The organism is Bacillus sp. UNCCL81, assembly GCF_900112535.1.
GTDB lineage: Bacteria > Bacillota > Bacilli > Bacillales > Bacillaceae_G > Gottfriedia > Gottfriedia luciferensis_B.
In genome coordinates this window covers 54560-70374 of sequence record NZ_FOMF01000002.1, presented here as the reverse complement: position 1 = coordinate 70374, position 15815 = coordinate 54560, and the positions used below count along the sequence as shown (strand labels likewise).

Sequence of the window (15815 nt, the reverse complement as noted above, 5' to 3'; positions counted from 1 at the left end):
TTTAACTGTTTAAAAGTAGTCCATTGCTTAATACTTCTAGCTCTACTAATGGTAGATCTTGCAATGATGCTAAGGCATTACCGATTTCACTTAGCTTCACTAAATCAACATCAACTCGGACATTTTTATATGCCTTCCTCTTGATAATGATTTTTCCTTGTGCATCTTTTCCTGCATGTAAATTTACATACAATGTTAGTTGTTGAGTAGCAATTTGAGCCATTTTCAACTCCCCCTTTCGATGTATATGTACTTAAAAAAGGGGGGATTTTCGTTAATGGTTAATTATTTTTTTGGATGTTCAAGATCCAATTTTCACGTCCACAATATCACTTAATAACAGCTCCATATATCCAGCCTGTTCTTCATAAATAGATAGCCTATTTTGGTGTAAATTAATTTTCCCTATTTTTCCTTTTACATTATGGTGATAGTGGTCTTTATAATAAGTAATTTGTACACTTTCATCTTCGTGAATTGCCTGTTGAAGATGACGGTTCATTTCCTCTAATAGCTGTTCATCTACTTCTTTTTGTTGTTCATAATTTTGTGATACTTTCCAATCACGAAGCATTTTTACATGTTCTGGTAACATCATTGACGTCCATTTAATGGTGCCACGGTCACGAATCATCGGCATTCTTCTCCTTTTCTTCTCTTTTTATCTGGGTTAGAACTAGTGGCTTTGCAGGGGAAAAGGACAAAAGGAAATTTTTTAACCTTTATGTCCACCTACCAGCTTGCTTCGGGCAAGTGCTGTTCCTCCTTCCGCATAAGAAACAGCCCAGAGGAGCGAAGATGATCCGTATTTTTTTCGGACTGCGTCCATCACATATCCTAAATTGCGCTTTTGAGGTTTTTTCTGATCAAACAAATTTAACTGCATGATTTCATCACTTACAATATTCGAAAGAGAAATGAGAATTTGCCGAACTGTCTTCCCTTCATAATATCGATCAAATAGTTTTGTACAGATCTCATACAAATCTGAAGTAATATTTGTAGGTTCATCCATTGTATATGCATGAGAAAATCCTCCACCAAATTCTTCCCGACTATATCCAATTCCTAATGTAATCGTACGTCCTGCCTTCCTAGCATTACGAGTTCGGCGTGCAACCTCTTCACACATTTCACGAATAACAAATTTAATTTCTTCAACTTTTGTATAATCTCTCATTAATATTTGGCTTTTACCAAAGCTAATCTGTCCGTTCATTATTGGCGCACCTAGCTCAGACAGATCTACTCCCCACGCATGATGATATAGTTGATTTCCCATCACTCCGAATTTCTTCTCCAGCAAATGAAGAGGATATTTCGCTAACTGTCCTACGGTAAAAATACCCATTGCATTTAAAGTGCGTTCGGTTCTTTTACCGATTCCCCACATTTCACTAAGAGGACTTACCTGCCATAGTTTTTTTTCTACATCTTCATAAGTCCACTCCGCTATCCCATCTTTTTTTCCTTCTAAATCTAAGCAGAGCTTTGACAAAAGCATGTTCGGTCCAATCCCAATCGAACAAGGTAATTGAAATCGTGCCATAATCTCAGTACGAATTTTTTCGGCAATCTCCCACGCATCCCCCCATAGTCTCTTCACTCCATCCACCTTTAAAAAACATTCATCAACACTATATACATGTAAATCCTCTAAAGGGACAATTTCATTTAGTAACTTTACTATGTTCGTTGAGATTTCTAGATATTTTGACATTGAAGGATTTACAATTTTGATTCGAGGATCTTTTGGTATTTCAAAAACCCTTGATCCTGTTTTAATCCCAAATTCCTTTTTCAATCGCGGAGAGGCTGCAAGTACGATACTTCCTTCCCTCTCCACATCTCCAACAACTGCTAAATAACATTCTAATGGATCTAATTCGAGCATGACCGCAGAACAACTTGCATAAAAGCTCTTCATATCGATGCATAATATCCGATGATGTGGTAACTCTTCATAACAAATGCTCATACATATCACTCCGATTTTCCAAAAAATAGCAGAACTAATGTTCTTATTTTTATTATAAACATATATTAAACGAATATACGTTCGATTTCAATAAATTTTTTCGCTAGGAACAATACAAAATTTTAGCTATACTAAAATTAGCTTAAAGGAGGAAAGACTTAAAGTGGATGGACAGTTTGTAAAGCAGATGATTAAACGAGCGTTAATGCAATATAGAGGAGAACACGAACAGTGGATTACAGCTGATATGCTAGATAAACTGTACGAACAAATCGTTACCGAACAATTAAATGATGACCGTGAATTATATGAAATAGTACAAGATATTGTTTACGAATACGTAACGAATTATGCCTAAGCAATCGAAAAAACCCGAGAAAGAACATCCAGTTCTCTCTCGGGTTTTATGAATAGACAAATGATATTTCACTCGTAATTCCATCTTCTTCATCAAAACCAATAATGATTTCCATTGCATAGGATGAAAAACGATGAATCTCTTCCAAGTAAAAACCAATTGCGTCAGATATTTGTTGCTCAAAATAAATTAAATTCCGATGATTAGCTGATACTTCACAGCTTACACCATCATCTTCATTAAATAGAAATTCAATTTGTACACTTTCTGGTCGAATTCCTTCCAAATCAGCCGCATATACACAAATTGCATTGGCAACATCTTGTTCATCAAAATAGATTTTCACAAGTCACCTCAAAAGGGGAAAGTTAATATCGGTTTCTACGAAAGATTTTCTTAATAAACCAAATAATAACTATTATTACTAAAAAATCTAATAGTAATCCAAAAAATGAAAAACCAAATTGCTGACCACCATAGTAGCCACCAAATGGGTTTAGCATCGAACCAAAAAGAGAGCCTAACCCAAATGCACCTGCATAGCCTAAAAAATTCCTTCCAGGACTTCTATACGAACGATAGCTCGACCTTGGTGCTGTTGGACGATAACTTCTATTAGAACGATACGATCTCCTAATTGCAAGATGCGTTGATGTTTGTTTACTAGAAACTAAAGTATTGGCTTCTACCTTAATAGTTCGCTGGTTATACGTATTGCTACTTGCATCCACTGGGAATGACAAAGCTAACAAAAAAAACAAAACCCATATGGATATTAGAGAATTTATTTTCTTCAATATTGACCCTTCTTTCATCATCACATCTTTCTTAGTATGGATCATTTTTAATAAAAAAATGTGATAATTAAAGAGCTCTATAACCACTTAATACTTTGTTTAGTAAACAACTGATCCGCTAATAGGTGAGAAAAATAACCGACTGTACCAGCTAACCATAATCCATTTACATTTAAGTCTTTTTGCAGCAAATAACAAATTCCACTCCAAACAGCTAAAAAGTAAAGGGAATGAGTTGGTCCACGATGCTTTAATCTCGATGAAACAGCAATAAATAATCCAATCGCAAAGATTGACCAATAACCATAAAAGAAAAACCAACCAATAACTGCAATTAATATGCCTGTTAACATTAAGATTGTTTTTAAATGCCGTAACCAGCTCACACAAATAATAAATAATGTGAGAATACCTACTGCATAAATCCATGATCCAGAATAAATTAACTTCCCTGTCTTCACAACAATAAATAATGTAGCTGCTAAAAATAATAAGCTGAAGAGAACTTTTAGCGGCATTGAAACTTTTTTTGTTAATGAACTATTATGATGATCTAAATCAGGAGCCAAACTACTGATTGCACCAACTATAAGTGGGACGGTCATAGAATCATTTTTTGTTGCATACATTGTGACACCAGTTGCAAATAATCCTACAATTACATGACTTTTTCCATCCAAAACATTTACCATCCTTATCTTTCATACTCATACTTTTATTATAGTCGGATAAGGTTAGTTTTCATATGAATAAATTAACAAATGATGGTAATTTAAGAATAATAAATGTCTCTATATTCATTGACGATTGTTCTTTTTTCTGACAAAATATAGGAAGCTCAATATTATAGAAAACTAGTCGATTGGCGAGCCTTTTAGGCGAAGACTAAAGACGTAGTTGCACTTACACTTTATTCCTAAAATTGGCAAACTACATCGAGTAATTAACAACGCTAGCCAATTTATACTTTTTAAAGTGTAATAAAATACTTTCACAGTTTGCTTTGGGGGAAATTATGCAAGAAAAAGAAATGAGTGTCATTGACCATTTAGATGAGCTTCGAAATCGAATAATAAAAGTGATTGTTGCATTCGTTATTTTTTTAGGGATTGGATTATATTATACGAAAGCTATATTCAATTTCCTTGTTCAAGATTTGCATGGAAAGCTTCTAGCACTTGGTCCAAGTGATGTCCTTTGGATTTATCTTATGATTGGTGGAGTGTTCGCGATCGCGTGTAGTATCCCTGTCATAGCTTACCAAATATGGGCGTTTGTAAAGCCAGCCTTGCATGTAAAAGAACGAAAAAGCACAATGCTTTACATACCAGCTTTATTCTTATTGTTCGTTTGTGGATTAGCATTTGGCTATTATTTCATCTTTCCAAACGTTTTAAAATTTTTACAGGACATTGGAGAAGACTTAGTAACAGTTACATTCACAGCTGAACGCTATTTTAGCTTCTTATTTAACTTAGTTGTTCCTTTTGCGTTTTTCTTTGATTTACCAGTCATTATACTTTTTTTAACAAGTATCGGAATCGTATCACCAGCATTTTTAAGAAAATCTCGACGATTTGCATATTTTATCCTTATTATTATCGGAACAGCAATTTCACCGCCTGATTTTGTATCTGATATGATGACAAGCTTACCATTGTTAGTTATATACGAATTAAGTATTCTTGTTTCATCAATTGCATATAGACGACGTATTAAACGCCTACAACATGAATCGGAATAAAAATAAAAAAATGGACAGCAGTTAGTATGCTTGTCCATTTTTTTTTGACTATGCCTTATAATAAAATATGTGATGTATACAAAGTAACAACTAAACCTGAAAAACTATAAATTAACGATGCTTTAATAGCAATTTTTCTTTGAAAATCTTTATGTAAGTCATTAAATTCTAATCCAGCAGCACGCAACCATTGATATCGCTGCAGAGGAGTATAACTTACTTTTTTAGCTGTTTTCCAATAAAGGAAGACCGTCGTAACGAATCCTACCATAATAGCAATATTACTAGCCGATGAATCCGAGAGAACACTAACAAGGAACGTCAAAATTACTTGTACAATTAAAATAGCAAAAACGTAAATGAACTTTTTCATGTTAATCCTCCTTATTTAAGCTTATTTAAATTATATCAAAGATGTATTTTTCAGAATAGTAAAAATTTTGTAGAAACCGTGGGTAATTAGAACTAAATAGACAACAAATTGATAAGAGAAAGAGTCTGTTTATCAGACAAAAAAGTAAGAGATATGAAAAAATCCTATTCCCTTCTTCCTATTTAAGTTCTTACGTTCGACTTTAAACTTGTACAAAACGAACGTTAGTTCTATAATGAATATAGAAAAAAGATTCCCACATATATGAGAATCTTTAAGTTTAAATAATTATTAGTTTGAGGTGATCTCATCTTCCGATTTCGGCACAATGATGATTGTTTCTCCTTTTTTAGAGAACATGTATTGATCACGAGCATAGTTTGCTATGAAATCCGGATCATTTAATAGTCTAATCTGTCTGTTTAAATCTTTTTCAGTTTTAGCTACTTTTTTTTGTTCGACATGTAATGTTGAAAGTTCATGTTGCTTTGCCGAAGCGATCTTATTTTGACTATACATATATATTCCAGACGCGATAAGTAAAGACAAAAATAATGTTGTCAAAATGATTCGATGGATTCGTATTGTTTTTCTTTTTTTAGTCTGCGGAAATTGATTACGAGAAGGCTTGTTTAATTCTTCTCTTTGTGGATTAAATAGTTTTCGCGCTTCTGCCTTCACGTTAAAAACCTCCCTTTAAAAATATTATTCTACTCTAGTTTAACAATTAATATCTTTTTAGAAAAGAAAAAAAAGGTAAAACAAGTAAAAATTTGACTATTTTACACAGAAACTCGTCTTTTTTGTCGAGTTCTAGTCACGTATATTATCATAAAAAGATACCATTAATTACCTCATTTTCTTATTTTTTGAATATTTTAAATTTTTTTAACAAAAGTGGTTGACGAATATTTTCCCATCATGTATATTAAATATAAATTAACTGAATATTTAAACAGTTAAATTTTAGTAATCATGTTATACACATCCCCCCAATCCCTATCACCCAATTAGATAGGGATCTTTTTATGTTCAAAATCACAAGCCAACAAATTACCAATTTAGGGAAAGTTGGATTATAATACTTTTTAAAGGAGGTACGAGAAAATGCAAAAATTAGAAATTGGTGCTGCCCAAGATGCACTTCAAAATTATATAAATCAAACAGTCTATTTACATTTAGAAACTACAAATGGTGCATATGCTAATCACTTTAATGAAAAAGTAATGACGGTAAATGCCTTTATTAGAAATACGAAAGTAATCATTAGCCGTGCTACGATCACAGGCAAATACCCATTCCGTGTCGGATTAAAGCTTGAAGAAGGCTGGGTTGTTGCAGAAGGATTAACTGATTTTGAAGTTGATGAACAAGGTCGCCTCCTACTAGCAGGTCATAATGAGGATGGAAAGCTTGCAATCGCAATACATTTAAGCTATACGCCATTTTAAGAGAGGAGCACTAAAAATGAGTCAAAAACAAGAAAAAGTATTACTTGTGTTCCCTCACCCTGATGATGAAGCTTTTGGGGCTGCTGGAACGATTTCGAAGTTTACAAATAAAGGGATTCCGGTTACATACGCTTGTTTAACTTTAGGAGAAATGGGACGAAATATGGGAAATCCATTTTTCGCAACAAGAGAATCACTTCCTACAATACGTAAAAACGAATTAATCGACGCTTGTAGAGAAATGGGAATCCAAGATTTAAGAATGCTAGGATTTCATGATAAAACAATTGAATTCGAAGACCCTGAGGATGTAATTAGTCCAATAAAGGAAATCATCGACGAAATTCAGCCAACATTATTAATTACTTTTTATCCAGAACACGGTGTTCACCCAGACCATGATGCAACTGCAAGAGCTGCTGTTGAAGCAGTTCGACGAATGGATAAGGAAGATCGTCCAACAGTATGGTGTATCGCGATTACAAAAGAACGCTTTGAAGTTTTAGGAAAACCAGATATCGTGAATGATGTAATGGATGTTGCAACTCAGAAACTAAGAACGATGAAAGCACACCGTTCTCAGACAGAGGCAATGCTAAAAGACGTTGTAAAAATCGAAAAATTTGAGGATATACCCGATGATCGATTAAAATCATTTTTTGCAAAGGAATCATTCTATACCTATCAGTTTGAATAAGAACTTGCCAAAACCAATGTAAGAAGGTAAATACCTTATATATGTAGAAAGAAAAAGAGATTAAACTATTCTGGAGGTTAATGAAATGTTGAAAATGAGGTATTTAATTTTATATGTTTCAAGTCTAGAAAAATCTCTTACTTTCTATACTGAGTCTTTAGGCCTTCCTATTCGTGGAAATCATGGTACGTATGTCGAATTAGATACTGGCAATACCGTACTTGCTATGATTGAACGTGGCAATGTTCAAGAGCTGACTGGATTAAATTATTATAAAAATACTGAAGCATCGTCTCAAACATTTGAAATCGGATTTGTAACTGATGATGTGCATTCTACAATAGAAGATTTACGAACAAAAGGTGTAAACATCATCAAAGAACCGATTACAAAACCATGGGGCCAAACAGTAGCATATGTAGCAGATCCAGACGGTCATTATATTGAAATTTGTAGTTCAATGGACTAATAAAATAGCTAAAAAATCCATCTCTAATAAAGAGATGGATTTTTTTAATATCTACACAAAATTTCTAGTAGAACTATTACGACTAAACTTATAAATAGCAATTAAGAAAAATGCAGCCGCAAAAACTAGAAGGATTAAAATGTTTAAATATAAGCTTCCTAAACTACTTCCTTGTTGCAACTTCGTCAATGTCTCTAACGTCCATCTTTGTGGAAGAAAATCCGCAATTCTTTGTACGGATGATGGCATAATCTCAATTGGCCAGAAACAACCGGAGATCATAACAGTTGGAACAACAATTAAATTCTGCAATGCGCCAGATGATTTTGAACTATTTGAGAACGCCACAATCATTAACGAGATCCCGACCGAGACCAAAGCAAAAAGCATCATAACAATTGCCGCTTCCCAAAACGGAATATGAATATCAATATGAAACACTTTAGTCATAAAGAGAAGCGTAATAATTACTTGAATAGTCATTACAATCATATTTACTACAACATTTGAGAAAATATATTTTCTAGCATTAATAGGTGCTGACAAAAGTCTGTAGTAAATTCGATTTTCTTTTTCCTTTAAAATAATTTCAGAAAGATTCCCTGCAGACATTAGCATAATCATAATCAAAAAGCCTAAACTATATGTCGTCATATTTTCAGACTGAGATGAATCTGATAATGTTTTTGTTGCTACCTTGAAGCTTGCGTTTTGGTAGTTGGAATACATTTGATTAAATTTAGTTTGGTCTGTTTTTGCCACTTTACCAATTGCTGAAACATTATCGATATAATTATATAAATAAGATTTTACAAAGCTCGTAATTTGAGCACCTTTTATAGAAGATATTTGAATATGATCTGGATTACCAGAACGTATACTATCTGTAAAGCCATCATGGAACGAAATAACACAATCAAGTGATCCTGAAGCGAGCTTATCATTTGCATCCGTAGTATTAATTATTTCAATTCGAACGTTATCTAAGTGTTCTAAAAACTTAATCGTATCATTTGCAATATATTGATGATCCTCATTGACAATCCCAACGTGAACGATCGTTTTATTGGAACCACCATAAGCTAGAAAGGAAATAAAAATACCAATTAGAGGCACTAAAATATACATAATAATATTTTTCTTATTTTTAAAAGTAGCTCTTAAAGTGTTCGAAATTAGCCAAAAAACTGTCTGCATCCTACAGCCCCTCCCTTCTTTGTAGAGAAATAGATGCAAGAAATAGGAATAATAAAGAAAAACCTATATTAAAGACAAGCGCCGGGATAGCAGCTGATAAGTCGTTTGCATAAATAATTTTTGTAATTGCTGTATTAACCCATGTAAGTGGTGAAAGCTGAGTAATGAATTTTAAAATCCCACTAGTATCGCCCAATTTAAAGTAAGCTCCACCAAAAAATGAAGATAGCTGCACAACAATCATGATGAATGCTCTAGATGAAGCATTTGATTTCGTTATATAGCTTACAACTAACCCTAAACTAATTGATAGAAGAACTTCCGTCAGTAAAACAATAAAGACTAATAATAGATGGCTACCCCAGTTGGCTTTAAAAAAGAATTTACTGAAATAGACAACTACAATAATGCACAGAAAGTTAGCAACCAAACTTCCAAGTATTTTCCCGATAAAAATCTCAAATTTGGAAATAGGAGCAACGATTAATCGATCAGCAGTTTTTCTAACTCTTTCACCTGTGATCAATTTACTTGCAGACATAGCTGCATAAAGAACAATCATAGTAGTCATTGCAATCGCGTAATAATCCATCGAACCTGGCTGTTTATTTGATGCAATCGACGTGTCCTTAATATAATTATCATGAGAATTACCTAAAAAGACTTCTTTAACTTGAGTTGGATCGACTTTTGCAACTTCCACGCCAACATTATATTTATCTACAAAAGAAGTTAACATTCCTTGAATAACACTACCCTCAACACTGTTTCCTTCATTGATATAAAGCTTAATTCCGTTATCTTGAATAGAAATATAGCCATCATAATGATTTCGTTTCACTTCATTCTCACCATTTGTATTACTCGCAGCTTTTTCAAAATGAATTCCAGACTTTTTCGTACTTTTAATTAATTCGTTAAAATACTGCGAAAACTCACCTGTTGTTGATTGATCTTTATATAAAACATGCACATCTTTAATCGGGACGGATGTTGAAAAAGCATTTGAAAGTGATGTACCTAAGACAAGCATTAAAATGATTGGAAATGCTAACATAAAAAATAAGTTCCTTACATCTCGAAAGTCACGCTTAATTTCCATGAAAGCAATATTAAAAATATTCAAGCTAATTGCCTCCTTATTAAATAATTTCCCATGAAGTTAATCACGTAAATTTCGGCCTGTTAATGTAAGGAAAACAGTTTCTAAGTTAGGCGCATTTTCCTGTAATGAACTGATTTCGATTTCATTATTAATAAAATGTTGAATGATTTTATTTAAATTATTCACACCATTATCTGAAGTAATCGTAATAACATTATCTAAAATATGAACGTTCTCAACGCCATTAATCGCTTTAAGCTCAGTAATATCAATATTTTCAGTCGTTTTAACTTCAATTCGAATATCCTTTGTATTCGTAATAATCGATTTAAGCTGTTCTTTTGTTCCTTCAGCTATGATTTTTCCATGGTCAATAATCGAAATACGTGAGCATATTTCTTCAACTTCCTCCATGTAATGGCTCGTATAAATGATTGTACAACCCATTTCATTAAGTTTACGTACACTATTAAGAATATAGTTTCGTGAATGTGGATCAATCCCAACAGTTGGTTCATCCATAATAATCAGTTTAGGTCGGTGTGCAATCGCACACGCAATATTTAACCTTCTCTTCATTCCACCAGAGAAATTTTTTGGGTATTCCTTAAATTTATCTTCTAACCCTACAAATTGTAAGGCTTCTTCTACTCTTTCATTTAATTCCGAACCTCTTAAACCATAAAGTCCTGCGAAAAATCTAACATTTTCATAGGCAGTTAAATCTTCATAAATAGCTAAATCCTGAGGTACCATTCCTATATTCATTTTTGCGAACTTACTATTCTTCTTACTGTTTTTACCTAAAATTTCTACAGTACCTTGATTACTTCGAAGTAGCCCTGAAATAATATTAATTGTCGTACTTTTTCCTGCACCATTTGCTCCAAGAAATCCAAAAATTTCTCCTTCTTCAATTGATAAAGACATATTATCTACTGCTATAAAATCCCCGAACTTTTTAGTTAAATTTTTTATCTCTAAAACTTTCATCCTCTCACCTCTCTGAGCTTTTTACTATGATGCTATTATAATCAAAAGGGTGAACTAATATCAGTGTATTAGTTCACCCTTTTCACATGAGAATATTCATGTTTTTATTTAGGCAAAATCATGATGGACTTAATAGAAATTCATATCACATGTTAAGATTATTGGATTGGAAGTAAAGTTGTAACTGAAAAACCATCATGACCATCCACTATTATTTTCCCGTTTATAGCCGCTGTTCTCTCTTCCATCCCAATGATGCCTAAACCTTTTTTAATTTTCACTTTCCCTTTACCATTGTCTTTTACATTTGTTTTTATCATTTTATTCATAACATGTATTTCAAGCGAAACCTCTGTAGCATTTGCATATTTCATCGTATTTGTTAAAGCCTCAACTACATTTTCTTGAATTACTTTCCATTGAATTGGCGTAATAAGATCGAGATTTCCTTTATAGACAAACAATGTTTTTAAATCATGCTTAGCAGAAAATTCGTCTATGAATAATTTCATATGATGAATTCCCATTTGTTCAGTTGGAGGCTTCATATTTTTTAAAGTAAGTCTTATATTTTCAATTCCGTCCTTTGAAATATTAATCGCATTTTGAAGCAATTCTAATGCTTTATCTTGATTAGTACTCATTAAATGTTTAGCTGCTTCCATTTGATATAGCGCACCTGTCATTGAATGCCCTATTTTATCATGTATTTCTTGAGAAATACGATTTCGTTCCTCCAATTTAAAGGTATATTCCGATTGCTCAATAAACTCATTATGATTATTAATCTTTTTTGACAGCTTTTGAATCGTGCTCCTCATTTTATCAATTTGATCTTCTTTAAACCGTAATCTAGTGTTATACAAATTAACAAGTGAAAAAACGATAAAACTAAATAATGAAATTAATCCATAGATAGGCTGTAAAGAATTAGATAAGTAGCAAATTGGAAATAGTGCAAGAAAGCAACCGATCCATTTTTTTGAAGTAAAATAAGAAACGAGCTCTAAAATTGACATTGGCAGTAGTAAAAGAAATAATGGCTGAATCTTTAAATTGGAATAGACAATTAAACAAATTGATATGATTAGTAAAAATTTTATCAACGATCTATTTTTTATTAAATAAAGACTAATATTTAAACAAAAATAAACAAGCAATACAAAAAGTACCCAAGAGAAATTAGGAGTTTCTTTTTGAATACAAATTAGAGCTATATACAATATAACAGAGAGCTTATTTAAAATAATCCAACGCTCCATATGTAACTCCTTCGCGTTAGTCTACTTTCCCAGTAATATAGAAAATAGCAATTTGTGTTCGATGTTCTAGCCCTGTTTTTCCGAGAATTGAAGTAATATAATTAGCAACTGTTCCTTCAGAAATATAAATTTGCTTAGAAATTTCCTTATTCGAAAATCCTTTTGCAATTAAACCCATTACATCTAACTCTCTTTGGGTAAACAAACTCGTATCGATTTTCGTATCTGCTGTATTTGCATTGTTTGTTAAATTTGTTCTAATTTTATCCAGTACTAAATCTTGCATGATTGTATTTCCGTGATAAACACTTTTGATCGCTTCTCGAATACGTTCTGGTTCATTATTTTTTAATAAATAACCCTTTGCTCCATTTTTCACAGCATCAATAATGTACTCATCATCATCAAAAGTCGTTAAAATAAGTGGCTTTGTTTTAGTTTGCTCGGAAATATGCTTCGTAGCTTCTACCCCATTCATATTTGGCATTCGAACATCTAAAAGCGCAACATCTACTTCATTATTTTGACAATATTTTAACGCTTCATTCCCATCATTTACTGTTTCTAATACTTCAAACTCTTCATAAGAGCTCAATATGATTTTAAGACCTTCTCTAATAAATGAATTATCATCAGCAATAATTAATTTTATTTTGTTCATTTGAATAGAGGGAGAAAATTTCTACCTCGTTTTCACATCCTTTATTCCACGAATTATATTTCCATTATATACCACTATTGACTAATTACCATGAGAAGGAAAAGATAAATCTAAATGATTTGTAAACAAAATCACTTAATTACATAATTTTATTGTTTTATGAAACCTTGACGTATTCATTAATAAAAGGCATAGGAAAACACGAATACTCATTTTGTGATTAATTTCACAAAATATTCAATAGTTAAAGTAAAACATCATAAAAAATTTAGTAAAATTTAATTGAGCGCTCTGTTAAATTTTACTAAAAAATATTTACCATTTATCTTATTTGTTTATATTTCTGTCGTTTTCAAATAAGTTACAAATAAGTTAATACTTTGATTAACGTCGACAAAATGAAGAGGTAACCTTTTTCTTTATTGGTGAGTAAAACATTACAAGTTCTATTACAGGAGAAAAATAGGTTTATGGAAAAACTTAGTACTAAAAAAATACTTATTACATTTATATTGGTGTTCCTAACAAGTAGTTGTAATTCCACTAATAAGACATTTTTATTGAGAGGTACGTTTACCTGTAATGAACTGCCATTTGTATCAATGGTCTTTGATCCAGAAAATAACTATACATTTTATTATTATTACGAGGATTTAAAACGTAATGGAAAATTAGATAAAGGAACATTTTTAAAAAAATCTGAATCCAAATATATAATAAAAAGTTCGATTTTTAAAGACATAGAAGTCACATATAAAAATAGTGGTTTCAAGATTATGATAAATGAAAAGACATATTACTTTAAACAGATCGATGCAAACCCGAGTATCCAAACAAATTATGAAAGTAGGAAGTTTGATTATGAAAAAAATAGTAAGTTTATTAGTCTTTTTAAGCATCTTAGTTTCTTCAACCCCAATTAACGCACAAGAAATTCCAACTGATGAGACAAGCCAAGAAGCTTTTGTAATCCCTGTACCTCAAGAAGAAATTGATAGAGAAGAACAACAACAATTAGAACAACAAAATAGTAAAGGAAGAACTCCATTATATGAGTATAAAACTGAACTAGTGGGAACTCAAATAACAAAAAAGGTCAAAATTGGTTATGCAGAAGGTCAACCACCAAAAGGGACTATATTTCACTCTCCAGGAAGTTTTTATTGGTCAAATAGTGGAAGTAAGGTTACAGTTACAATATCCGTTGCATATGGTGCTTATTCAATAGGAGTAACGCCAGGAAGTATAAGTGGAACTGGGGTTGTAGTAAAATCGCCATATACTGGACAAGCAGTTAAACTTTTAATTCATAAAGATATAGAAGTTAAAAAATATAAGCAATATAGAAAAACTGTTATGGGTAGCGGAAAATGGGAATATGTAGGTGACGTATATACAAAGGTACCTGTGTTAAATCATTTTACAGTAGTAAAAGTATAAATCATAATTAAAACTATTTGAAATACAACCATAAAACTTGAAAGCTCAGAAGACTGAGCTTTTTTTATTGATAGGTGTGATTTCGAGCTCAAAATGAAATGATATGAAAAAATCCCTATGCATATGCAAAAGGGATTCAATAAAATTACTTATTTTCAATCAATACTTTACCAAATTGTACTTCATTATTTTCAAAGTAATCATGAGCGTCCTTCACTTGATCGAATGTAAAAGATTTTGGATTGATTAGCGGCTTTAGCTTACCTTCTTCAACTAAAGTAGCAATTTTATTTAAAATAGCACTATGTTCTTTACGCCCTTCCTCAGTTTTTTGAGTAAGCAGAATAAATATTACATGTAAAGATAAAGATTTGTTATGTAAAAGTGATAAATCATGCGTCGATCTTGCAGCAATTGCTAGAACAGTACCTTTTGGTTTAACTGCAATAAATGATTTATCTAGGTTTTCTTTACCGACAGTATCAAAAACAAGATCAAAACCTTGCCCATCCGTTAGGCGGTTAACATATTCTTGGACGGTCTCTTCCTTATAATTAATGACGTGGTCTGCACCTAGCTTTTTAACTAAAATAGCTTTTTCATTCGATGAAACAGTTGTCGTAACAGTAGCTCCAGAAGCTTTCGCCAACTGGATCGCTAGATGGCCAACACCACCTGCCCCACCATGAATTAAAATATGATCACCTTGTTTTAAATTACCTCTGTCAAAAAGTGCCTCCCATGCAGTAATAGCTGTTAATGGTAAACTTGCAGCTTCTTGAATAGGTAAATTTTTTGGAGCTTTAGCAATTACTGTTTCTTCTATTAAAAAATAATCTGAAAGAGTACCCGTAAAGACATTTAAACCGAAAACAAAATCTCCAACTGAAAAACGTGAAACATTTTCACCAACTTCAACAACTTCACCAGAAAAATCACTATGTAAAATCATCGGAAAATTAGGATGGAATGCATTTGGTACAATCCCTTTTCTAATCTTTGTATCAATCGGATTGATACTAGTCGCAGAAACCTTAACTAAAACTTGATGACCAGATGGCTTCGGTATTGAAAGTTCAATATTTTTAAACTCAGAGCTATCTCCATATTGATGAATGACAATTGCTTTCATAATAGCCTCCTCTTTCAAAATAGAAAATATTATTAAATCATTTTAGCATACATCAGATCGAAAAAAATACAATTTTGACCTCAAATTGAATCATAAGGGTTTGATTATAATGGTTAAAAATTTATAATTTATATTGTTTTTTCACATTGTTTCAGTA

General features: G+C 32.1%; 20 protein-coding genes. 6 read left to right on the top strand and 14 right to left on the bottom strand.

Annotation, left to right across the window (positions count from 1 at the left end; translation table 11 throughout):
* Window position 1: 1 nt before the first annotated feature.
* From BM319_RS00420 to BM319_RS00410, 3 genes are all read right to left on the bottom strand, one after another.
* Window positions 2-223 (bottom strand): DUF1659 domain-containing protein, encoded by a 222-nt coding sequence (locus tag BM319_RS00420; protein ID WP_069033393.1) that lies wholly within the window; start codon window positions 221-223, stop codon window positions 2-4.
* 78 nt (window positions 224-301) lie between these two features.
* Complete coding sequence (locus tag BM319_RS00415) at window positions 302-634, bottom strand: YolD-like family protein (protein ID WP_069033394.1); 333 nt, start codon at window positions 632-634, stop codon at window positions 302-304.
* Window positions 635-715: 81 nt separating this feature from the next.
* A complete protein-coding gene (locus tag BM319_RS00410) occupies window positions 716-1978 on the bottom strand; it encodes a Y-family DNA polymerase (protein WP_069033395.1) in 1263 nt (420 codons plus the stop codon).
* 163 nt (window positions 1979-2141) lie between these two features.
* On the opposite strand from BM319_RS00410, the gene BM319_RS00405 reads away from it, so the two are divergent.
* Window positions 2142-2336, top strand: coding sequence for a YqzH family protein (locus BM319_RS00405; RefSeq protein ID WP_069033396.1), 195 nt, complete (start codon window positions 2142-2144; stop codon window positions 2334-2336).
* Window positions 2337-2382: 46 nt separating this feature from the next.
* Here the strand turns inward: BM319_RS00405 and BM319_RS00400 are convergent, their stop codons facing one another.
* The 3 genes from BM319_RS00400 to BM319_RS00390 form a co-directional block, all read right to left on the bottom strand.
* Entirely contained in the window at window positions 2383-2682 is a 300-nt protein-coding gene (locus tag BM319_RS00400) for a DUF2653 family protein (RefSeq protein ID WP_069033397.1), read from the bottom strand.
* Window positions 2683-2704: 22 nt separating this feature from the next.
* Window positions 2705-3088: a hypothetical protein gene (locus tag BM319_RS00395; RefSeq protein WP_069033398.1), complete on the bottom strand. Its 384-nt coding sequence runs from the start codon at window positions 3086-3088 to the stop codon at window positions 2705-2707.
* 122 nt (window positions 3089-3210) lie between these two features.
* Window positions 3211-3813 (bottom strand): metal-dependent hydrolase, encoded by a 603-nt coding sequence (locus BM319_RS00390; protein ID WP_069033399.1) that lies wholly within the window; start codon window positions 3811-3813, stop codon window positions 3211-3213.
* 335 nt (window positions 3814-4148) lie between these two features.
* Here BM319_RS00390 and tatC point away from each other — a divergent pair, with 335 nt between their 5' ends.
* On the top strand, window positions 4149-4877 hold the full coding sequence (gene tatC / locus BM319_RS00385; protein WP_069033400.1) for a twin-arginine translocase subunit TatC: 729 nt from the start codon (window positions 4149-4151) through the stop codon (window positions 4875-4877).
* Between the two features lie 55 nt (window positions 4878-4932).
* Here tatC and BM319_RS00380 read toward each other — a convergent pair whose 3' ends face one another.
* Both BM319_RS00380 and BM319_RS00375 read right to left on the bottom strand, forming a co-directional pair.
* A complete protein-coding gene (locus tag BM319_RS00380; protein WP_056475504.1) occupies window positions 4933-5250 on the bottom strand; it encodes a hypothetical protein in 318 nt (105 codons plus the stop codon).
* A gap of 291 nt (window positions 5251-5541) precedes the next feature.
* On the bottom strand, window positions 5542-5931 hold the full coding sequence (locus BM319_RS00375) for an FtsB family cell division protein (RefSeq protein ID WP_069033401.1): 390 nt from the start codon (window positions 5929-5931) through the stop codon (window positions 5542-5544).
* A gap of 426 nt (window positions 5932-6357) precedes the next feature.
* Between BM319_RS00375 and BM319_RS00370 the strand changes: the two genes are divergently transcribed.
* From BM319_RS00370 to BM319_RS00360, 3 genes are all read left to right on the top strand, one after another.
* A complete protein-coding gene (locus tag BM319_RS00370; protein ID WP_069033402.1) occupies window positions 6358-6702 on the top strand; it encodes a YojF family protein in 345 nt (114 codons plus the stop codon).
* Between the two features lie 16 nt (window positions 6703-6718).
* Window positions 6719-7399, top strand: coding sequence for a bacillithiol biosynthesis deacetylase BshB2 (bshB2, locus tag BM319_RS00365; RefSeq protein WP_069033403.1), 681 nt, complete (start codon window positions 6719-6721; stop codon window positions 7397-7399).
* Between the two features lie 85 nt (window positions 7400-7484).
* Window positions 7485-7868 (top strand): VOC family protein, encoded by a 384-nt coding sequence (locus tag BM319_RS00360; RefSeq protein ID WP_091021045.1) that lies wholly within the window; start codon window positions 7485-7487, stop codon window positions 7866-7868.
* Window positions 7869-7919: 51 nt separating this feature from the next.
* Here BM319_RS00360 and BM319_RS00355 read toward each other — a convergent pair whose 3' ends face one another.
* The 5 genes from BM319_RS00355 to BM319_RS00335 all read right to left on the bottom strand — a co-directional run bounded on the left by BM319_RS00355 (window position 7920) and on the right by BM319_RS00335 (window position 13086).
* Window positions 7920-9065: an ABC transporter permease gene (locus tag BM319_RS00355; RefSeq protein WP_091021044.1), complete on the bottom strand. Its 1146-nt coding sequence runs from the start codon at window positions 9063-9065 to the stop codon at window positions 7920-7922.
* A 1-nt stretch (window position 9066) separates the two neighbouring features.
* Window positions 9067-10191: an ABC transporter permease gene (locus tag BM319_RS00350; protein ID WP_091021043.1), complete on the bottom strand. Its 1125-nt coding sequence runs from the start codon at window positions 10189-10191 to the stop codon at window positions 9067-9069.
* Window positions 10192-10227: 36 nt separating this feature from the next.
* A complete protein-coding gene (locus BM319_RS00345) occupies window positions 10228-11163 on the bottom strand; it encodes an ABC transporter ATP-binding protein (protein ID WP_069033407.1) in 936 nt (311 codons plus the stop codon).
* Between the two features lie 158 nt (window positions 11164-11321).
* A complete protein-coding gene (locus tag BM319_RS00340) occupies window positions 11322-12425 on the bottom strand; it encodes a sensor histidine kinase (RefSeq protein ID WP_091021042.1) in 1104 nt (367 codons plus the stop codon).
* Window positions 12426-12441: 16 nt separating this feature from the next.
* Complete coding sequence (locus BM319_RS00335; protein ID WP_069033409.1) at window positions 12442-13086, bottom strand: response regulator transcription factor; 645 nt, start codon at window positions 13084-13086, stop codon at window positions 12442-12444.
* 861 nt (window positions 13087-13947) lie between these two features.
* On the opposite strand from BM319_RS00335, the gene BM319_RS00325 reads away from it, so the two are divergent.
* A complete protein-coding gene (locus BM319_RS00325; RefSeq protein WP_091021041.1) occupies window positions 13948-14526 on the top strand; it encodes a hypothetical protein in 579 nt (192 codons plus the stop codon).
* 145 nt (window positions 14527-14671) lie between these two features.
* Here BM319_RS00325 and BM319_RS00320 read toward each other — a convergent pair whose 3' ends face one another.
* The gene (locus BM319_RS00320) at window positions 14672-15658 is read right to left on the bottom strand and encodes a zinc-dependent alcohol dehydrogenase family protein (RefSeq protein ID WP_069033412.1); all 987 of its coding nucleotides are present in this window, start codon (window positions 15656-15658) and stop codon (window positions 14672-14674) included.
* Window positions 15659-15815: the final 157 nt, after the last annotated feature.